Origin of the sequence: Pseudarthrobacter sp. W1I19, assembly GCF_030817835.1 — a bacterium.
In the GTDB taxonomy this organism is placed as follows: domain Bacteria; phylum Actinomycetota; class Actinomycetes; order Actinomycetales; family Micrococcaceae; genus Arthrobacter.
The window spans coordinates 1,769,009-1,787,620 of sequence record NZ_JAUSZR010000001.1 but is presented as its reverse complement, the minus strand read 5'-3'; the positions used below and the strand labels follow the sequence as shown (position 1 = coordinate 1,787,620).

The 18,612-nt window shown below is 65.9% G+C and carries 19 protein-coding genes and 2 tRNA genes; 2 read left to right on the top strand and 19 right to left on the bottom strand.

What is annotated here, in order from left to right:
• Nucleotides 1-65: 65 nt before the first annotated feature.
• The 7 genes from QF038_RS08380 to QF038_RS08350 all read right to left on the bottom strand — a co-directional run bounded on the left by QF038_RS08380 (nt 66) and on the right by QF038_RS08350 (nt 6,509).
• Nucleotides 66-1,031 carry a methylenetetrahydrofolate reductase gene (locus QF038_RS08380; RefSeq protein ID WP_307609711.1) on the bottom strand — a complete coding sequence of 322 codons (966 nt, stop codon included), beginning with the start codon at nt 1,029-1,031 and terminating at the stop codon, nt 66-68.
• 352 nt (nt 1,032-1,383) lie between these two features.
• Nucleotides 1,384-2,088, bottom strand: a complete 705-nt coding sequence (locus QF038_RS08375; protein ID WP_307609710.1) for a hypothetical protein — start codon at nt 2,086-2,088, stop codon at nt 1,384-1,386.
• Nucleotides 2,085-3,131 (bottom strand): vWA domain-containing protein, encoded by a 1,047-nt coding sequence (locus QF038_RS08370; RefSeq protein WP_307609709.1) that lies wholly within the window; start codon nt 3,129-3,131, stop codon nt 2,085-2,087. Before QF038_RS08370 ends, QF038_RS08375 begins: the two co-directional genes overlap by 4 nt.
• On the bottom strand, nt 3,128-4,174 hold the full coding sequence (locus QF038_RS08365; RefSeq protein ID WP_373461540.1) for a hypothetical protein: 1,047 nt from the start codon (nt 4,172-4,174) through the stop codon (nt 3,128-3,130). Before QF038_RS08365 ends, QF038_RS08370 begins: the two co-directional genes overlap by 4 nt.
• Nucleotides 4,165-4,632, bottom strand: coding sequence for a hypothetical protein (locus tag QF038_RS08360; RefSeq protein WP_307609708.1), 468 nt, complete (start codon nt 4,630-4,632; stop codon nt 4,165-4,167). Before QF038_RS08360 ends, QF038_RS08365 begins: the two co-directional genes overlap by 10 nt.
• Nucleotides 4,622-5,494 carry a DUF58 domain-containing protein gene (locus tag QF038_RS08355; protein ID WP_307609707.1) on the bottom strand — a complete coding sequence of 291 codons (873 nt, stop codon included), beginning with the start codon at nt 5,492-5,494 and terminating at the stop codon, nt 4,622-4,624. The genes QF038_RS08360 and QF038_RS08355 overlap by 11 nt, the downstream gene beginning before the upstream one ends.
• Nucleotides 5,495-5,501: 7 nt before the next feature.
• Nucleotides 5,502-6,509, bottom strand: a complete 1,008-nt coding sequence (locus tag QF038_RS08350) for a MoxR family ATPase (RefSeq protein ID WP_307609706.1) — start codon at nt 6,507-6,509, stop codon at nt 5,502-5,504.
• A gap of 141 nt (nt 6,510-6,650) precedes the next feature.
• On the opposite strand from QF038_RS08350, the gene QF038_RS08345 reads away from it, so the two are divergent.
• The gene (locus QF038_RS08345; protein ID WP_307609705.1) at nt 6,651-6,854 is read left to right on the top strand and encodes a hypothetical protein; all 204 of its coding nucleotides are present in this window, start codon (nt 6,651-6,653) and stop codon (nt 6,852-6,854) included.
• Nucleotides 6,855-6,861: 7 nt separating this feature from the next.
• Here QF038_RS08345 and QF038_RS08340 read toward each other — a convergent pair whose 3' ends face one another.
• From QF038_RS08340 to QF038_RS08315, 6 genes are all read right to left on the bottom strand, one after another.
• Nucleotides 6,862-7,743 carry a carbohydrate ABC transporter permease gene (locus QF038_RS08340; protein WP_373461539.1) on the bottom strand — a complete coding sequence of 294 codons (882 nt, stop codon included), beginning with the start codon at nt 7,741-7,743 and terminating at the stop codon, nt 6,862-6,864.
• On the bottom strand, nt 7,740-8,621 hold the full coding sequence (locus QF038_RS08335; protein ID WP_307609704.1) for a carbohydrate ABC transporter permease: 882 nt from the start codon (nt 8,619-8,621) through the stop codon (nt 7,740-7,742). Before QF038_RS08335 ends, QF038_RS08340 begins: the two co-directional genes overlap by 4 nt.
• A gap of 3 nt (nt 8,622-8,624) precedes the next feature.
• Nucleotides 8,625-9,977 carry an extracellular solute-binding protein gene (locus QF038_RS08330; RefSeq protein WP_373461631.1) on the bottom strand — a complete coding sequence of 451 codons (1,353 nt, stop codon included), beginning with the start codon at nt 9,975-9,977 and terminating at the stop codon, nt 8,625-8,627.
• Nucleotides 9,978-10,087: 110 nt separating this feature from the next.
• Entirely contained in the window at nt 10,088-11,290 is a 1,203-nt protein-coding gene (locus QF038_RS08325; protein WP_307613433.1) for an ROK family transcriptional regulator, read from the bottom strand.
• Nucleotides 11,291-11,457: 167 nt separating this feature from the next.
• On the bottom strand, nt 11,458-12,648 hold the full coding sequence (locus tag QF038_RS08320; RefSeq protein ID WP_307609702.1) for a methyltransferase: 1,191 nt from the start codon (nt 12,646-12,648) through the stop codon (nt 11,458-11,460).
• Between the two features lie 52 nt (nt 12,649-12,700).
• Nucleotides 12,701-13,783, bottom strand: coding sequence for an FAD-dependent oxidoreductase (locus QF038_RS08315; protein ID WP_307609701.1), 1,083 nt, complete (start codon nt 13,781-13,783; stop codon nt 12,701-12,703).
• 68 nt (nt 13,784-13,851) lie between these two features.
• On the opposite strand from QF038_RS08315, the gene QF038_RS08310 reads away from it, so the two are divergent.
• Nucleotides 13,852-15,180 (top strand): class I SAM-dependent methyltransferase, encoded by a 1,329-nt coding sequence (locus QF038_RS08310; protein WP_307609700.1) that lies wholly within the window; start codon nt 13,852-13,854, stop codon nt 15,178-15,180.
• 166 nt (nt 15,181-15,346) lie between these two features.
• Here the strand turns inward: QF038_RS08310 and QF038_RS08305 are convergent.
• The 6 genes from QF038_RS08305 to QF038_RS08280 all read right to left on the bottom strand — a co-directional run bounded on the left by QF038_RS08305 (nt 15,347) and on the right by QF038_RS08280 (nt 18,582).
• A tRNA-Ala gene (locus tag QF038_RS08305) sits at nt 15,347-15,419 on the bottom strand.
• A 180-nt stretch (nt 15,420-15,599) separates the two neighbouring features.
• A tRNA-Ala gene (locus tag QF038_RS08300) sits at nt 15,600-15,675 on the bottom strand.
• A 117-nt stretch (nt 15,676-15,792) separates the two neighbouring features.
• Entirely contained in the window at nt 15,793-16,194 is a 402-nt protein-coding gene (gene rsfS, locus QF038_RS08295) for a ribosome silencing factor (RefSeq protein WP_050054813.1), read from the bottom strand.
• A 46-nt stretch (nt 16,195-16,240) separates the two neighbouring features.
• Nucleotides 16,241-17,674: a hypothetical protein gene (locus QF038_RS08290; RefSeq protein WP_307609699.1), complete on the bottom strand. Its 1,434-nt coding sequence runs from the start codon at nt 17,672-17,674 to the stop codon at nt 16,241-16,243.
• A gap of 7 nt (nt 17,675-17,681) precedes the next feature.
• Entirely contained in the window at nt 17,682-18,308 is a 627-nt protein-coding gene (gene nadD / locus QF038_RS08285; protein WP_285250723.1) for a nicotinate-nucleotide adenylyltransferase, read from the bottom strand.
• Between the two features lie 40 nt (nt 18,309-18,348).
• Entirely contained in the window at nt 18,349-18,582 is a 234-nt protein-coding gene (locus QF038_RS08280) for a hypothetical protein (RefSeq protein ID WP_307609698.1), read from the bottom strand.
• Nucleotides 18,583-18,612 lie beyond the last annotated feature (30 nt).

Sequence of the window (18,612 nt, the reverse complement as noted above, 5' to 3'; positions counted from 1 at the left end):
GAACTGGGTTTGAAAGTTTAGGCTTTGAAGCCGGGTCTATAGCGCAGGGTGGTTCGCGGAAGCTGTCAGCTGGCGAGCTGGCGCCGGGCGAGGGCATCCCGCCGGATCCCGGAACGGGAATGCCGGGGAAGTGCCAGCTTGTCCAGCACTTCCAGTGCGCTCTGGTGCTCATTGAAGGTGTAGAGGTGGATGCCGGGCGCACCTGCATCCAGGGCAGCGTTGGCCAGGTCCACGGTGGCATCGACGCCGATATGGAGGCGTTCGATGTCGTTGTCCGCGGCGGCCAGGCGTTCCATCAGTTCCGCTGCGGGCTCCACTCCCGCCAGTTCACCCAGCCGCTTGAGGCGGCGGAGGCTGGTCAGCGGCATCACGCCGGGAATGATGGGGATGGTGACCCCGGCACGGCGTGCCCGGGTGAGGAGGTCGGCGTACTGCTCTGCATGGAAGAACACCTGGGTGATGGCGAAGTCCGCGCCGGAACGCTGCTTGGCGAGCAGCACCTCGACGTCGTGCTCCTCACTCGGTGATTCCGGGTGCCTGGTGGGGTATGCCGCCACGCCAACCGCAATCTTCCCGGCGCACAGCAGTGCCGAACGGCGCTGCTCTACGCGGCGGATGAGTTCGATCAGGTCCTGGGCGTACCGCAGGGCTCCGTCGACAGGTTCGCCGCCGTCCTTGGGAAGATCGCCGCGCAGCGCCAGGATGCCGCGTACCCCGGTGTCCAGCAGTTCGCCGATGATGCCCGCCAGTTCCTGCGGCGTGTTGCCAACGCAGGTCAGGTGGGCCAGCGGCCGGAGGGTGGTTTCGAGCAGGAGCCGGTTGATAAGTTCGACGGCGGTGTCCCGGTTGGAGCCACTGGCACCATACGTGACGGAGACGTAGTCAGGCTCGGTGGTTTCCAGTTCCCGGATGGTGGTCCAGAGCGTTTCCGCGGCTGCCGGCGAACGGGGCGGGAACAGCTCGTAGGAAAGCGCCACCGGGGCGGCGTCGGAGAGATTCGGGTGTGTGTCTATAAGGCTTGGTGGCGACATTTGCATCCTTGGCTTTGGGCCATTGGAGGTTCCCTGTCAGAATTTGGACTGGGACCGGCAATGAATTTGAGTTTGGGGAACACGAAAGAACTCCACAAGGACGCAGCCGCGACTGTTACGCCTGGAATGAAGTTGTCCGTGAGCAAATGTCAGGCCCACATGGGGGCACCCACACCCTCCGCAATGGAGGATCGCTGACACGTTACCGCGGTAACTTGTATAGAACTCTATGGGCGGCCGGAGGAGCTTTCAAGTCGGGGTCCGAATTAAGACGCAGTCTTACGCCTTGTTTCGTCCGGCAACAGAATAATCTTCGCTCCGCTGCCCTTTTGCATAGACCAGACCCCGCCGGTCACCAGGGCCGATCCACGCCGGGACCGGTGTCCTCCAGGTAGTCCGACCGTTCCTGTCCGTTGTTGCGTTCCCGTTGTGACTCCCGGGCGCTTTCCTGCAACTGCTGCAGCTGGTCCTGGCCAGGTGACTCGGCCTTCGGCTCGTCCGGGCCACCCTCCTCCGCCCCACCTTCCTGATCCTCGGCGGACCCCTTGGCCGTCTCGAGTTTTCCGTTCAGGCGCCCTTCTGCCTCCCTTAGTTTCTCGCCGGCATCAGCGGCGGGTCCCGCGTCGAAGCAGCCCTCCGGGGCCTCGCCGACGGCTTCCAATGCCTCGGTAAACAGGGTTGCGGCGGACGCAGAATCCTCCAAACGCAGCTTCTCGTCACCGAGCCGCTCGATGGCGAGGACAAGGTTGAGCCGCACCACGCAGGCATCACGCGAGCCCTCCGGGGCAAGCTCCAGGGCTTCCTCGAAGCGCAGCCGGGCAGCTCCAAAGTTTCCGGCGAGCGCCTGGGCGTCCCCGGCTGCGAAGAGTGCTTTGTGCGGCTCCACGATGTTTGCTGCCTCAAGCGCCTCCGCAGCCATTCCGACGGCGGGCGCGTCCTTGGCTTCGAAGGCCTTCGCGGCGTGCCCCGCAAGGGGGTCGAGGCTGAGAAGTTTCGCCGCGACGAACAGCACCAGCAGAGCGGGAAGGGCTGACCACACCAGCAGGCGGCGCCTCACCGTGCCGCCTCCTTTGGCTGGCCGCCGTGTGCGGCACGAAGGGGCCTGGCCGCAGGCCGCACTTCGCGCAGTTGCCGGATAATGCCCACCAGCTCGGCCAAACCCACAACGAAGGCACTCGCAGCGAAAAGCCAGTAGAACTCAATCCGGCCCCCAGGGCTGTCGTCTTGTTCCGTTCGTTCCAAGGCGCCGGCGCGCGCCTCCTGCAGCATGGCCGAGACCGGGTCCCCGGCCGACCGGTGCACATAGGGCACGCCCAGCCGCGCCGCGACCTCCCGGAGCCTGTCCTCATCAATGACGGACACGGCGTCCCTGGCGGCACCCCCGGTATGGTCCCGGATATAGGGGGCATCGTCGTCGGACTCCAGCCCGGTGTTCTCCTTCATGCGTCCGCCGCCGGAAGTCCCGTAACCCAACACCGCTCCCCCGGCCACCAGTCCCCCATCCAGGGTCAAGGGCTCCGGTTCCTTCCCGCTGGTTTGCTCGCCGTCACCCAGGTAGAAGACAAGCCGGGGCCGCTCGGAGTGGCTGTCCCTGGCAGCGGACAGGCGTTCAGCCAGCACCTCACGTGCCGCCGTGATGCTGCTGCCCTTGGCATAGGCCGTGACCTGCGGCTCGAGGATGGCGGTAATGGTTTCCAGCGCCGACGTGTCGGTGGTCAGGGGCATCCGGACATGGGCTTCGGTGTCGAAGGTGATGACGGAAAAACGGGCACCCGGCAGTTCCCCGGCGATGGCCATGATGTCCTGGCGGACGCCATCGAGGCGCGGTGCGGCTTTGCCGTAATCCTCGGCCACCATGCTGCTGGTGGTGTCCACTGCGAAAAAGACGTTCAGGTCCGCTGCAGCGGCCTGGGCGGAGCCGCCAGGGATGCCCGGCCGGAGAGCTGCTGCCAGCACGAACAGCACCAGCAGGGCCCGCCGGATTCGTCCAGGGCCGCCGGGGTACCTCCGTTCGACGTGAATCCGCCAGCCCAGGAAGACCAGTGCGGCGACGGTGAGGGGCAGCAGGAACCACCACGGCAGGATCGGCTGCAGTGTCATGGCCGCAGCCGCCAGGAGGCAACAGCGAGGACGAGGCCGGCCAGGAGCGCAACGGCCAACGGAAGGTTGGGCACGTCGGTGACCACGGCCCGCGGCGCGCCCTGAAGGGTGGATTTCTCCGTTTCCTGCACGGCCCGCACAATGCCGGGCACTGCTTCCGGACTGTCCAGGGCGTAGTAGGCTCCCCCACTGGACTCGGCGGCCGCACGCAATTGCGCCCCGGGCTGGTCCGCGTCGGCACCGTAGTCAAAGTCCCCCGGGTTCAGCGCATATACACGCACGTCCCGTTCCTTCGCCATTCCGGCAGCTTCCTGGAGCGTCATGATGGGATCCCCCGAAACAAAGTTGTCCGTGGCCAGGACCACAGACCGCGAGCGCGGTTGCAGGCCGTCCTGCTCACCGTTGTTCTGCCGGCCATCGTTCTGCTGGCTGCTGTCTTCCGGCTCCCGGGAGGATGGAAAGCTGGTGATGCATGAGGCGAGGCCATCCCCGATCAGGGATGAACCGCGGCCGCTCCAGGTCCCGTCGAGGAAGCCGGACGTGCCGGGTTTCCCGTTGAAGGCATCACGGGCCAGTGCCAGCTGTTCCCTGGCGTACTCATAGTCATCGGTGAGCGGAAAGACCTGGATGGCTGTGCTGTCGAAGATGGTGAGGCCTATCCTTTCGCCCTTGAAGTCCTCTGCCAGCCGGGCAAACACGTCCACCACCTCCGCGTCTGCGCTGCTCATGGATCCGGAAGCGTCCAGGCACAGGACGATGTCGCGGTTGTGCTGCTCCGGCCGGACGTTGTCCACATTCGCAGGACGGGCGGCCGCCAGCAGGGTTGACGCCAGCAGGACGCCGCCGGCAGATGCCGCGGCTACGAGCCGGCGGCGGTGCAGCCGTAGCGCGGCCTGGTATTCGGGCAGCCGGGTGAGCCTGTCCGCATGAGCTGCCGGCCGCCGTCGTGCATTGGTGTTCCTGCCCGGGCGCCACGCCGCCCAGGCCGCGAGGCCTGCCACGGCCGCACCCAGGGGAACCACCCACCAGAACATCAGCTCCACGAGCGCACCGCCTCGCGTGCCGTCGCGGCGGAGCTTGCGACGGCGGGCAGCGGCTCGGGCCCGAACTCGCCCGGGTACAGCGCGCCGACGGCCTTCGCGGCCGTGGGCAGCGGGTGGCTCGCGAGGTCGGCGTGCGTCATTCTCGGCGCGTCCACGCCGGTGGCGTCGCGGACGAAGCGGCGCAGCAGGAGGCTGATCTGCTGGTGGGCAGCGCGGGCACTGATGTTTCCTGCGGCTGACTCCCGCTCCACGTCAGTAATCCGCTGCAGGTACGCCGATTGGAGTGCCGGCAGGTCGGTGAGCGATCCCGACCCCGCGCGGGTCCTGGGCCCAGGACGCCGGGTACTGGCGAAAACAAAGGTGTACCAGGCGGCCAGCAGGAGCAGCAGGGCCAGCCCTGTCCACGTCCACAGCGGACTGTACGGCAGCGGGCCGAGGAATTCAGGATCAGCCTGCACGGCGGTGCCTCTCCAGAAGTGCGAACAGCTCAGTGATGACCTCCGGGCTACCGCTGACCGAGCCCCCGGCGATCCCTGCCTGGCGCAGCATGTCCGCCCGTCCGGAATCCCTGTCCGTCACAGCCTGGGCATATGCTGCGGCCACTACCGGGGACCGGGCCAGGTGGCCCATCAGTGGCGAGGAATTGTGCACGCTGTACCACGGCGCTTCCGCCGACAGGTCCGCATCACGGACCGTGAGCCACAGGATCTCATGCTGCGCCCGGAGCCGGCGGAGCAGCCCTGACAGCGACGGGGTGCCCGCTATTTCGTCCGCCACAACGAACAACAGGAACCGGCCCTTGACGGTGCGGGCCACATGCTCCAGCTGGTCCTCAAGCCGGCTGGCAGCAGAATCCATGGTGGCGTTGGCTTGGACATGGCGCAGGAGCCTTTCGAGGTGCGCCTCGCCGCTTTTGGCCGGCAGGGATGTTGTCTTCTGGGCGTCGCCGCACACCAGGCCCACCACGTCGCCGTGACGGTGGGCCAGGTACCCGATAACCCCCAGCGCCATGATGGCGATGTCCTTCTTGGTTTCCCCGCCCGCTGCTTCGGCTGCCATGTTGCGCCCGGTATCGGTGATGAGCAGGACTGTCTGCCGCCGGACGGCCACGTACCTCCTGATCAGTGGGGAGCCGTGGCGGGCTGTTGCCTTCCAGTCGATATCGCGCACCTCGTCTCCCGGGACATAGGCGCGGAGGTCATCGAAGTCCAGGCTGCGGCCGCGGAAAACTGAACCGTATTCGCCGTCGAGCATGCCGCGGGCCTTGCGGTGCGCAAAGATGGCCATCTTCGACTTCACCTGGTGAAGGAGGCTGGTCATGGTGACCTCAGGGCGTCTGGACGGCGGCGACCACGGCGTCGATGACCGTTTCCACCGGCACCTGCTCAGCCACTGCCTCAAAATTCAGGATGAGGCGGTGCCGCAGGACGCGGTGGGCGAGCGATTTCACATCTTCCGGGATCACATGGTCGCGGCCCTGGAGGAGCGCCACGGCGCGGGCCGCCTGGCTGAAGGCGATGCTGGCGCGCGGACTGGCACCGAACTCAATAAAGCCGGCAAGCCGCGGGTCAATGTACTGCTGCGCGTTCCGGGTGACGTAGACCAACCCCACGATGTAGTTGACAACTGCAGGATCAACATAGATCTTTTTCACCACGTCCTGGACCCGCGCCACTGCCTCAAGGGACGCCGCGGCCGCCGGCTTCTGCTCATCGGTAAACACTCCGGCGTCGAGGCGGCGGATGATCTCTGTTTCCTCCGCCGGTGAGGGATAGTCCAGGACGTCCTTGAGCATAAAGCGGTCCATCTGGGCTTCCGGAAGCTGGTAGGTGCCTTCCTGCTCTATCGGGTTCTGGGTGGCCAGGACCAGGAACGGGGACGGCAGCCGGTACTCTTGGCCGCCGATGGACGTCTGGCGTTCCTGCATGGCCTCCAGCATGGCGCTTTGGGTCTTGGCGCTGGAGCGGTTGATCTCGTCCAGCAGCACGATGTTGGCGTGGACCGGGCCCAGCTGCGTAACGAAGGTGCCCTTGGCGGCGTCGTAGATCTGGGTCCCCACAATGTCACTGGGCAGCAGGTCCGGGGTGCACTGGATCCGCCGGAACTCCGCGCTGATGGCTTCGGCGACGGTCTGGGCAGCGGTGGTTTTGGCCAGGCCCGGAACGCTTTCCAGCAGGATGTGGCCGCCGGTGAGCAGGCCCACCAGCAGCGATTCCCGCAGCCGGGACTGCCCCACCATCTTGGCGTCGAAGCTCCTGGAAATGCTGGCTGCAACCTGTTGCGCCCGTGCCAGCTCTGCCGGTTCGATTCTTGCCGAAGAGCTGGTTTGAAGCACTGCGATTCCCCCTGATGGCTGTGTGTTGGGCGTGCGGCACGGCCTGACCGCACTCCGCCGCCATCCTATCCAAGACGCATCCGCGGGTTCGGGCAATGGGGACCCCTCCCCACCGGAGCTCCCCAGGTCTATTCTTTTGACATGAGCGAGCTTCCAGCCAGTTACAAGGAGTTTCTCGCCGACAAAAGCGAGATGTTCATCAACACTGTCAAGCCTGTCCTGCAGCAGTCAGCCGCGGACAAGCTCCACGGAGTCCGGGTTGTCTACAACCCAGGCTCAACCGGCCATCAGGCACACCTTGACGACAGCATCCCCTTTGGCGTGGTTGTCGAGGACATCGACTAGCAGGCGGCTAACCCCGCACCGCGCCGGACAAGGCAAATGAGCTCCCGGCACCCCTGGCCACAACGACGTACAAGGCCAGCACCGGCAGCGAGTACAGGATGGAGAAGGCGGCGAGCTGGCCGTAGGCAACTGCCCCGTGCTGTCCGAAGAAGCTGAAGATGGATACCGCCGCGGGCTGCTTCGCCTCGGACAGGAGCAGCACAAACGGGACGAAGAAGTTTCCCCAGGCCTGGATGAACACAAAAATGAACACCACGGCGAGTCCTTGCCGCATCAGCGGCAGGACAATGGTGCGCAGCGCCGTCATCCTGGATGCGCCGTCCACCCATGCCGCCTCCTCGAGGGACACCGGCACGGCGTCCATGAAGTTCCGGGTCATCCAGATGGCCATCGGCAGGGCGGTGGCGGCCATAAACAGCATGGTGGCCGGCATTGAATCCAGCAGCTCCAGCTGGACGAAAAGTCCGTAGACCGGCACCATGATGGCCGTGATGGGAAGGCAGGTCCCGAGCAGCACCGCGTACATGAACGGCGTGTTGAACCGGGACCGATAGCGGGACAGTGGATACGCGGCCAGTACGGCGGCCGCCAGCGTGGCCGTGGCCGTCCCGGCGGAAAGGAGCAGGCTGTTCCACAACGGCTGCAACAGCAGCCCCGGCGTTATCACCGCGGCGAAATTCTCCAGGGTGAGGGCGGCAGGTACTCTTGTCTCGTGGCCTGCGTCCGCGTCGAAGGAAGCCAGGACCAGCCACAGCAGCGGCAGCACAAAACAGGCGCCGAGGACCAGCAGGGCCACATCTGCGGGACTGACACGGCTGTTCCCGGGCCTGCGCGGGCGGGGGGCCTTTTCGACGAGGGCAGTTCCGGACGCCCGTGCCGGTGCGGTCAACGCTTCCCCTCCCTCAGCAGCCGGATATAGCCGACACCGAACACCGCACCGATAAGAAGCAGCACCGAAGCCACGGCAGTCCCGTACCCGATGTCACCGAACTTGAAGGCTTCCTGGTAGGCCAGGACCGGGAGGGTGGTGCTGGCGTTGGCCGGCCCACCGGCGGTCATCACCCAGATCAGGGTGAACACGGCAAGCGTCTGCAAGGTGACCAGCATCAGGTTGGTGGCGATACTGCCCCGGATCATGGGCAGCGTGATGAAAGCCAGCCGCTTCCAGCCGCCGGCGCCGTCCATCTGGGCGGCCTCGGCCACTTCCGTGGGAATGTCGTTCAGGGCCGCCCGGTACACCAGCATGGAAAAGGCCGTGCCACGCCAGATATTCGCCAGCACCACGGCCGCCATCGGCCATGAATAGAGCCAGTCCGGCTGTCCCATCCCCAGTCCGCCCAGCAACTGGTTCAATGTGCCGTCCCGGCTGAAGTAGGCGTAGGCGGCGAAGGCCGCCACGATCTCGGGCAGCACCCACGCAGCTACTACCGCAGTGCCCACGGCTGCGGACACGGCCCGGCGTGCATGCCGCATCAGCACCGCGAGGGCCAGCCCCAGCAGGTTCTGGCCCAGGACAGCAGAAGCCCCGACGAACAGGACTGTCAGCCACAGCGAGAGGGGAAACACGGGGTCCAGCAGCAGCCGCTGGTAGTTCTCCAGCCCCACCCAGCCGGGGTTCCGCGCATTCCTGCCCGTCAGCCCGGTATTGGTAAAGGACGCCTGGAAAGCCCAGAACACCGGACCGGCCAGGAACACCAGCAAAAGCAGCAGGGCAGGCAGGACGGGCAGGTAGCGCAGCAGCCCGCGTCCCCCGATTCGGGCCGGCACCGGCTACTTCCAGACGGTCTTGTCGCCGCCCACGATGTCCGCCACGGCCGCGTCGTACTCTGCCGCCGCCTGGTCGGGCGACTTGGCTCCGGTGATCACAACCTCCGTTGCCTCCTGGACCGCCGCGGAGATGCGGGGGTAGTCGGACGTGGCCGGGCGGTAGCGGGTGACCGAGACGAGCCCGGACACATCCTTCACGAACGGATTGGCCCCCTGGTAGCCGGAGTCCTCCGCAACGTCGCTCCTGACCGCGATCTGGGAACTGTCCAGGGTGAATTTCAGGGAGTTGTCCCGGTTGAGTGCCGTGCTCAGGAATTTGAAGGCGAGGTCGGCTTCTTTGGTCCCTGCTCCGATGGCCAGCGTCCAACCCCCGGACATGCTCACGGCACCCGGCTCGCGGCCGTCCTGTGTGGGGAACGGGGCAACCGCCATGTCCTGTGCGTAGCCGGGCCATTCGTAGCTGCCGCCGTCCTGCCAGAACGACGGCGCGTAGGAGCCTTCCACAGTGGCGCCCAGTTTTCCGTCCGGGAACCATTCGCCGAACACCTTTTTCCAGACGTTCGCGTCGAGGGCTTCGGCCGGCGTCACTGCGAGCCCTTCGTCATAGAGGGTCTTGAGGAAGCCCAGCGAATCCTTGAAGCCGGCGGATCCCACCACCCATTTTTTGGACTCCTCGTCGTAGAGGGTGGAGCCGGTGCCGTAGAGCAGTTCATAAAACCCCTGCATGACGGTGCCTTCGCCGGTGCCTTTCCCGGCGTACATGTTGAACGGGACCACCGAGGGGTCATCCGCTTTGATCTTCCGTGCCGTATCCAGGATGTCCTGCCAGTTGCGCGGCTGCCACGGAAGGCTGATGCCGGCGGCTTCGAAGACCTTTTTGTTGTACCAGATGGCCCGGGTATCGGTGCCCAGGGGCACTGCGTACGTACCGCCGTCGTCCGCGCGCCCTGCTGCCTTGGCGCCGTCGTCGAACTTTTCCCAGTCCGCCCAGCCATCAAGGTGGCTGTCCAGCTTCAGGAGGTAGCCGGCGTCGACGTCGGAGCGGACCTTGAACGTGTCCTCGTAGAAGACGTCCGGTGCGGTGGACGGCGATCTCAAGGCAAGGGCCAGCTTGGTGCCGTAATCGTCGTCGTTGCCCTGGATGGGCTGCAGCTCAACGGTGACTCCCTGGTTGGCCGCCTCGAACTCCTTCTTGGCGGCCTGGAACATTGTCTCCAGTGCGGTGAAGGAGTCGGTTTTCTGGTAGACCACCTTCAGGGTCTTGGAGCCGTCGTCGGGAGCCGCCGGCGTACACGCGGTGAGGAGGAACAGTGCGGAAGCGATGAGGGACAGGGTCTTCAGGGCCGGGCGACGCATCATGCTCCATTCGATCGAAGGCTGCGGACCCCTTTGTCAGCGGGCCCCAGCCGCGGCAATACGCAAATGCTAGATGGGAGTCCTGCCCGGGACAAGGGCGGGCAGCCCCCTCAGCTCTCCAGGAGCAGTCTTTGGGCCCTCGGCGCCAGTGTATGTTCCAGAACCAGGGAGGCCGCACCGATTGCGCCCACGTCTTCGCCCACCCCGGTGCCCACCACCTCGATGGGATGGATCAGCCGGGTGTCACTGTTGGCATCCAGCAGGGCCGGTATCTTCTCAAGGTAGCGTTCGGCCAGGCGGCTCCAGAATGGTCCGCCAAACACCACCCGCTCCACGTCCAGCGTGTTGGTCACCACGGAGGCTGCCCGTGCCACCAGCACGGCGGACTTGTCGATGATGGCGATGGCCTGTTCATTTCCCTCGTCGGCCAGGTCGCACAGCGCAGAGAAGCTCTGCTGGATTTCGGCGCCGCTGTTGCCCGAGCGGGAGCCGTCCAGGATGCCGGCGGCCTCGGCCTCGGCCACCAGGACCTGCGGGATGCAGGAGGACTTGACGCAGCCCCGCAGGCCGCAGTCGCACGGCGGGCCGTCCGGGTCCACCACGATATGGCCGATTTCGCCGGCGTTGCCGGACGTGCCCCGCACCACCTCGTCGTTGAGCACGATTCCACAGCCGATACCGGTGCCCATGTACATAAAAATGAAGCTGCCCGCTCCGCTGGGGCCGCCGGCCCAGGTTTCGGCCACGGCCGCGCTGGTGACGTCCTTGTCCATCAGGACGGAGTATCCGGTGGCCTGGGACAGGGCGTTGCGCAGTTCCACCCGGTCCCAGCCGGGAAGGAGCGGCGGGTCGACCACTGTGCCGTTGTCCAGGTCGATGGGGCCCGGTGCCGCCACGCCGAGGCCTGCGATCCTCTCCTGGTCCACGCCGGAGTCTTCCACCAGCTGGGCGATCTCGGCGGCGATGGTCGAAATGACAGCCGAGGGATCGTTGCCGCCGGGTGTCTTGATGCGGGAGTGCTGCACCACCGCACCCACCAGGTCCAGGACCACGAAGGTGGTCACGGCGGGATCCAGGTGAACGCCCACAGCGTACATCCCGCGGGGGTTGAGGCGGAGGATGGTGCGGGGTTTTCCGGGGCCGCTGCCTTCCTTGCCGGCTTCGACAATGAGGTTCTGGTCCAGGAGGCGGCGGGAGATGTTCGAGATGGTCTGCGGCGAGAGTCCCACGATCTGGGCGAGTTCCACCCTGCTCAGCCCGCCTGAGGACCTCCGGATGGCGTCAAGGATCACCGTGAGGTTGAAGTCGCCCATCCGGGGCAGGTTCGTGCCGCGCCTTGGTGAGGATTGGCGGATCTCAGTCACGGCGTCCCCTTCGTCTTCGGCACAAAGTTAGTGATGTCTGAATCGTACGTTACGCACCGGCACAGACCCACAGGAACGGCCGACGGCGCGGCACATTGTGTGGGAAAGCGCAGCGGCTATGGGGCGGGGCGCTCCGCTGCCGCGGCAATGGCTCCGGCAGGGTCGCTGGGGCCCCGACGGGTGCTCAGGGCCACTGTGAATTTGGGGTTCCGGCCCTTTACCACTGTGGGTCCGATGTGGCGCTCGAGTGCGGGAACGTAGGCCAAGTGGCGGTTGTAGACGGTCCAGAGCTCACCGCCCGGGGCCAGTACACGGCCAGCTGCTTCGATGAGCTTCAGGCCCGCTCCGGCATGGACGCCGGCACCGACGTGGAACGGCGGATTCAGGATGATCAGATCCGCGCTGGCGTCGGCCAGTGTGGCCATCGCATCATCCTGCAGGACCCGGACCTGCTCCGCCAGGCCGTTCGCGCTGGCCGTGGCCAGCGCGGACGCCACGGCTGCGGCTGACTGGTCCGTGGCGGTCACGATTGAGCCCGGGTGCTGCCGGGCATACATCGCGGCAAGGATGCCGGTGCCGCAGCCAAGGTCGATGGCGTGCCGCGCGGGCCGCATGGAGGGCAGGAACGTCAGCAGGAACCTGGTGCCGATGTCCAGCTTTGGGCCGGCGAAGACTGCGCCGTGGGCGGCGACGTCGAGGTCTATTTCGGCGAGGTGTTCGACGACCGGGAAGCGCTCCGGCTCCCCCGTCCTCTGTGGACCGCTGGCCAGGATGACGCGCGATTTCTGCCGTGCCAGTTGCGGCGTGACAGAACTGAAGTGGCGTTCCAGGACCGAATTCATCCCCAGCGACATGTGCTTCACCCGGCCGCCGGCCAGGAGCACTACGTCCGGCGCGGCGTAGCGTGCCACTGCCTCGGCGATCTGGTCCAGCTCGGCAAGGGTCTTGGGCAGCTGCAGCAGGACAATGCCGGCACCATGAAGCAGTTCGGGGCCAAGAGGCCGCTGGGTGAAGCCGGCTTCTGCATCACCGAACACCTTGGCAGCGTTCAGGCGCAGCGCCTGTTCGCTGGTGATGAGGTCCTGGTGCACGCTCACGGTTCCGGGATCAAGCACCGCCAGCGCTCCCAGGGTCAGGGCGCCGTAGCGGTCGCCGATCACCGCCATGCTGGTTCCCGGCCGCATCCGCCCGGCTGCCGTGTCAAGCAGCAGGCGGTCGGTCGCATCCCAGGCCTGCAGGTTGGGTGCTTCCACGTCCGGCCTGCGGCGGAGCTTCGGAAGGACGTCGTCAAGACTCTTTGCTGCCACCGGGTTCCTGCCGTCTTTCCTGTATGCCATACCCGTCCGGGCTTCCAGACGGTCAGCCCCAATTTACCGTCTCTGCCCGGGGGCGGATCCCCGGCAGCTTCAGGATCGCGGATACTGCGGCGCGTCCGGCCCGGTTGGCACCGATGGTGGACGACGACGGGCCGTAGCCCACCAGATGGACGCGCGGCTCTCCCGCCACCTGGGTCCCGTCCATAACGATCCCGCCGCCTGGCCCGCGGAGGTGCAGCGGGGCGAGGTGTTCAAGTTCCGCCCGGAAACCGGTGGCCCACAAAATCACGTCTGCTGCCACGTAGCCCCCATCCGCCAGCCGGACGCCGTCGGGCTCAATAGAGGTGAACATGGGCTGCCGGTTGAGCGCGCCCCGTGCGGCAGCCGCCCGAAGGGACGGCGTCCAGATCAGGCCTGTCACTGACACCACGCTTTGCGGCGGCAGTCCTTGGCGCACGCGGTCCTCCACCAGGGCGACGGCGTCATGCCCGGCCTTCGCATCGAACTCAGCGTCCCGCCACACGGGCTCTCGCCGAGTAAACCAGCTGGTGGTGGTCACGAGGGAGATCTCGTCCAGGAGGCCGACGGCGGAAATCCCGCCGCCCACCACGATGACGTGCTGGCCCACGAATTCTTCGGCTGAAACATAATCAGCCACGTGCAGTTGCCTGCCCCGGAACGTTGACTGCCCGGGATAGATAGGCCAGAAGGGCCGGGTCCAGGTACCGGTGGCGTTGATCAGCGCTGCTGCGCTCCAGTCCCCGCGGGATGTGCTGACCAGCAGCCTCCCGGCAGGGTCGTCGTCCTCACGGCTGACGGAGCTGACCTTGACCGGACGCTGGACCTGAAGTCCCAGCTCCTGCTCATAGTCGCGGAAGTAGCGCGTAAGGAATTCCGAGCTTGGTTCCCGGGGGTCGACTGCCGGCTTGGCGATGCCCGGCAGATCACTGATGCCGTTGACAGTTGCCATCCGCAGGCTCTTCCAACGATGCCGCCACGCACCGCCCGGACCCTCCTCGGCGTCGAGGACTGCAAAGTCCAGCCCCCGGCGCTGGAGATGGAACGCGGCGGAAAGCCCGGCCTGGCCCGCGCCAATCACAACAACGTCGGCGCGGGGAGAATTCACCCACCCAATGATAGTCGCGCGGGCTGTCCCTCCTTTAGTGTTGGCCCAACGACACAGGGAGGACAGCCATGACCACCAGAAGAGGGAATGCAGACCGGATCGCTAAAGCCCTGGCCATCGTGCTGGGCACCGGGGAAATTCCGCTCCGGCTCCGCGCTTGGGACGGCTCGGAGGCTGGACCGGAAGGGGCGCCGGTCCTGGAATTCCGCTCCCGCCGGGCTTTGCGGCGCATCCTGTGGTCCCCGGACCAACTGGGCCTCAGCCGCGCCTACGTGTCAGGTGACATTGATTCCCCCGGGGACATCTTCGCCGCCTTCACGGCGCTGAGTTCGGCGGGCAAGTTTGCCGAGCCTGGGCCGTTCAAGCCGCTCACCCCGGGTGAACTGTGGACGCTGTTCCGTACAGCGGTGAGGCTGGGTGCGCTTGGCCCCAACCCTGCTCCCCCGGCCGAAGAGGCGCGGGTGGCAAGGAAGGGGCGGATCCACTCGCGACGGCGTGATTCAGCCGCCATCTCCCACCACTATGACGTGGGCAACGACTTCTATTCCCTGGTGCTGGGCCCTTCCATGGTGTACTCGTGCGCTGTCTGGCCTGATGCCACGCCGCTGCCTGTGGGAGGACAGGAATCCGCCGGTTCGAGCTTTGCCGACGGTTTGGATGCCGCCCAGGAAGCCAAACTGGACTTGGTGTGCCGCAAACTCGGGCTGACAGCAGGCATGCGGGTGCTGGACGTTGGCTGTGGCTGGGGCAGTTTCGCCCTGCATGCGGCCGGCAAGTATGGCGCCACTGTAGTGGGTGTGACGCTGTCCAATGAGCAGGCCATCCTGGCACGCAAGCGCGCAGCGGACGCCGGCCTCACGGGAAGCGTAGATATCCGTGTGCAGGATTACCGGGATGTTGATGACGGGCCCTTCGACGCGATCAGTTCCATCGGCATGTCCGAGCACGTGGGCCGTGCGGAGATGCCCCGGTACACGGCGGCATTGTTCAAGCTCCTGCGCCCGGGCGGCCGGTTGCTGAACCACGCCATCTCATGGAATGCCGGTCCCACGGATCCCGACCCGGATTCCTTTATCCCCCGCTACGTTTTCCCCGACGGCGAGATGATCAGCCTCGGCGAGACGTCCCTGGCCCTGGAATCTGCCGGGTTCGAGATCCTGGACGTTGAGGCGCTGCGCCAGCACTACGCTCTTACCCTCCGGGCATGGGTCAGCAGGCTGGAGGAACACTGGGACGAGGCGGTGGAGCTGACCAGCCTGGGCCGCGCGCGGGTGTGGCGGCTGTACATGGCGTCCAGTGCGCTGGGTTTTGAAAACGGGCTGACGGGAGTGAACCAGATCCTTGTACAGCGGCCGGGGGGAAACCCGCCGCCGCTGCGCCGCACCCAGTGGCTGTAACAACCGCTGGACTACGTCCCGACCCCCCAGCCTGCGTTCATAGGCTTGTTCGCGGATCCGAACCTTCGAGGCATGGATTTGCGAACAAGCCCGGGACGGCCTGAGGGAAGGGACTTCCCGGGTTAACGAAAAAGGAACCATCCGCCGGGATGGTTCCTTTTACCGGTGGAGCTGAGGGGACTCGAACCCCTGACCCCCTGCATGCCATGCAGGTGCGCTACCAGCTGCGCCACAGCCCCGGACTTTGCTGCTTTGCGGTGTCCCGCCGAAGCAACCTGATCAGCTTAATGCACTTTCGGCCGCCGCGCCAATCGGTGCAGTTCTGCGCGTCTCCAGCATCGCCCTGCTGCCTTGGAGTCGCGGTTGGAACGGGGAAAACCAAAAAATCCGCCGGAATCATTTTGATTCCGGCGGATTGTTGGTGGAGCTGAGGGGACTCGAACCCCTGACCCCCTGCATGCCATGCAGGTGCGCTACCAGCTGCGCCACAGCCCCGAATTATTGCTGCTCTACGAGCTTTTTCTCCCGGGTTCCCCCGAAGCAACTCAAATATCTTAGAACAGCAATTCCGAAAATTCCAAATCGGGCATATTCCGGGTGGTTCCCGGGTTGTTACTCCGCGTCAGAGGCAGCGGCGGCCTTCGCAGAGGTGTCGTCGCCCAGCTGCAGGTCGACTACCGGGCAGTCCTTCCACAGGCGCTCCAGGGCATAGAAGACGCGGTCTTCCTCGTGCTGGACGTGGATGACGATGTCCGAGTAATCGAGCAGGACCCAGCGGCCGCCGGAACGGCCTTCGCGCCGTACTGGACGCAGGTCCTGCTTGGCGAGTTCTTCCTCGATGCCGTCAACGATGGCGTTGACCTGCCGCTCGCTGGGCGCTGAAGCAATGAGGAAAACGTCGGCCAGGGCAAGGCGCTCGCTCACGTCCAGGGCCACGATGTCCTGTGCAATCTTGTCCGCGGCCGCTTTGGCGGCGGCGCGGGCTGTGATGATGGATGATTCTGATGCAGTCACGGGACTCCTTGTTGATTTAAAAAGCGTGGGTGCCGGCCGGGGCCGGTCAGTGGGACATGCCGCTGATGATCAGGACAATGCCCGCGATGAGTGCCAGGATCCCGAACGCCAGGACGCAGAACTGGAGTATCCGGTTGCGGTTGGCGCGGGCGAGGCCTGCTGTGGCGGCATCGAGGGGATCGAGTCCATGGGCGGACCGGGCCGGGATGCGTGGCAGGTCTTCGAAGGCGTCTTCGACGCCGGTGTTGGCCGCCGCCTGCGGCGCCACTGGGGGCCTTGGGCGGGAGGCCGCCCTGGCAGCGGCTTCTGCACGGGCGATAACCTGCGACCGGCCGGTGACGCTGTCGGAGGGAGTTGGCCGCCCGCCCCCTGCCGGGCGACGCTTCTTGGTGCCGGCCGCTGGAGGAACCTTGGTGCCGGGGCGGGTAGTGACCGGAACATGGGATGTCGCCGGCGGCTTCATTACCGGCCGGTCCACTCCGGGCACCTGGACGAATTCCAGCGGCGTGACCATGGCCAGGTTGCTGGCGGCCGAGGGGGCTGGACGCTGATCTGCAGCAGGCTGCGCCTTTAATCCCTGCTGCGGCGACTTCTGCTGGCCCGGCGCGGGTTTCCTGCCCGGTACAGGTTTCTGGCCGGGTACAGGCTTCTTGCCTGGAGCGGATTCCGGGGTAGGTTCCGGTTCCTGGCCGGGTAGGGCCTCTTGACCTACCGGAACGCCCGCCTGTTCGGCCAGCTTCTGCCGGGCCATGGCGCGCCGGTTGATCACGGCGGCACGTTCGGCCAGCGCAATCTGCTCCGCCAGGATTTCCGGATCCACTGCTTCCGGATCAAGGGAGGCAATGTGCTCCATCTTGGCGATCTGGTTCTTGGCCTGCTCGGCGAGCAGTGCCCTTGCCGCCAGCGCCTGTTCGACGGTCATCCCCTGGGGAGCCGTGGATGACCGTGATTTGGGAGCCGGGGTGGTGGCAACCTTGGGGTCCTGGGCCGCATCGGCTTGTACCTGGCTGGCTGGGCTTCCGGGCCGATTGGCACCCGGAGCGGCCGGACCGGAGGGGGCCACGATAGGGGTGGCAGCGGTGAGCGCCTGCTCCTTCAGCTGCTGCAGGCGGAGTTGGCGCCGCGTGGGCGGACCGCCGGCGGCCAGCTGGCCCTCTTTTTCTTCCAGTTCCTTGATAGTGCGCAGTGCGGCCCGATCACGGGCACGGATTTGGGAGGAACGCTGGGTGTGCGTCTGTTCAGCAGCCTGGGAAGGTGCTCCCGGGGCAGGGCTATTTGGCGTGCCCGAAGCCAGGGCCGAACCCGGGGCAGGGGAACCCGCAGCACTGGTACCCGCACCACTGGGGGCAGGCCGGCCTGCCGGAGGCCGTTTTGTGGCAGGGGAAACCTGATCCGTGCCTGTGGACACGGATGCCTGTTGTGCATCCCTGGCCTTCCGGAGTTCCCGGCGGCTGCGGATGGGGGGCTGTTCCTGACTCATTGAGAACTCATTCAGTGCTGGCTGGTTCGCTTGCTTCGGAAGTGGCATTCACGCCTGCCGGCGCGTCAAGGTAAAGGCCGTACTTGGCGATGTACTGGACCACCCCGTCCGGAACGAGGTACCACACAGGGTTGTTCGCTGCTACGCGGGAACGGCAGTCCGTGGAGGAAATGGCCATGGCCGGCACCTCCAGCAGGCTGACGTCCTTGCGGCCCATGCCGTCCAGGACGTGTCCGGGCCTGGTGACGCCGACGAAATGCGCCAGCGACCACAGCTCGTCGATGTCCTTCCAGGACAGGATCTGAGCGAGGGCGTCTGCTCCAGTGATGAAGAACAGATCGGCCTCCGGTCGCTGGGCCCTGAGGTCGCGCAGGGTGTCGATGGTATACGTCGGACCGGGTCGGTCAACGTCCACCCTGCTGACAGTAAACCGCGGGTTGGAGGCTGTGGCGATCACTGTCATGAGGTAACGGTGTTCCGGTTCACTGACCTGTTTGTGGGACTTTTGCCACGGCTGCCCGGTGGGGACAAAGACCACCTCGTCCAGGTCGAACTCGGCAGCAACTTCACTGGCCGCCACAAGGTGGCCGTGATGGATGGGATCAAACGTCCCGCCCATCACGCCCAGCCGCAGCCTGCCATTGGCACCGTTACGGTGCAGAGCGCGGGAAATGTTAGTGGCCCTGCCCGTGATCGTGCTTGTTCGGGTGCTGGCGGTGCGGATCCGCGTGCTCCTCCGTGGCGGCGTGGCGGTTGCCCAGGTTGGTGTACGAGAGGGTGATGAACATCATGACCACGAGGATGCCGAAAATGCTGACGCCGAAGACCCACGGCTCAGCCCATAACGGCGCGAGCTCTTCATGTTCTCCGCCCTCGGCGACGGTGGCGGCAATTTGCTGGAACAGCATGTTCTCCCCTAATGCTCAAAGGATTGTGGC

Bases quoted from the DNA above. Each gene is read 5' to 3' on its own strand.
- QF038_RS08280 (WP_307609698.1), bottom strand. From the start codon at position 18,582: ATGCTGTTCCAGCAAATTGCCGCCACCGTCGCCGAGGGCGGAGAACAT.
- QF038_RS08330 (WP_373461631.1), bottom strand. From the start codon at position 9,977: ATGCGTCGCCCGGCCCTGAAGACCCTGTCCCTCATCGCTTCCGCACTG.
- QF038_RS08380 (WP_307609711.1), bottom strand. From the start codon at position 1,031: ATGTCGCCACCAAGCCTTATAGACACACACCCGAATCTCTCCGACGCC.
- QF038_RS08325 (WP_307613433.1), bottom strand. From the start codon at position 11,290: ATGGGCGACTTCAACCTCACGGTGATCCTTGACGCCATCCGGAGGTCC.
- QF038_RS08345 (WP_307609705.1), top strand. From the start codon at position 6,651: ATGAGCGAGCTTCCAGCCAGTTACAAGGAGTTTCTCGCCGACAAAAGC.
- QF038_RS08290 (WP_307609699.1), bottom strand. From the start codon at position 17,674: ATGAGTCAGGAACAGCCCCCCATCCGCAGCCGCCGGGAACTCCGGAAG.
- QF038_RS08370 (WP_307609709.1), bottom strand. From the start codon at position 3,131: ATGACACTGCAGCCGATCCTGCCGTGGTGGTTCCTGCTGCCCCTCACC.
- QF038_RS08310 (WP_307609700.1), top strand. From the start codon at position 13,852: ATGACCACCAGAAGAGGGAATGCAGACCGGATCGCTAAAGCCCTGGCC.
- QF038_RS08355 (WP_307609707.1), bottom strand. From the start codon at position 5,494: ATGACCAGCCTCCTTCACCAGGTGAAGTCGAAGATGGCCATCTTTGCG.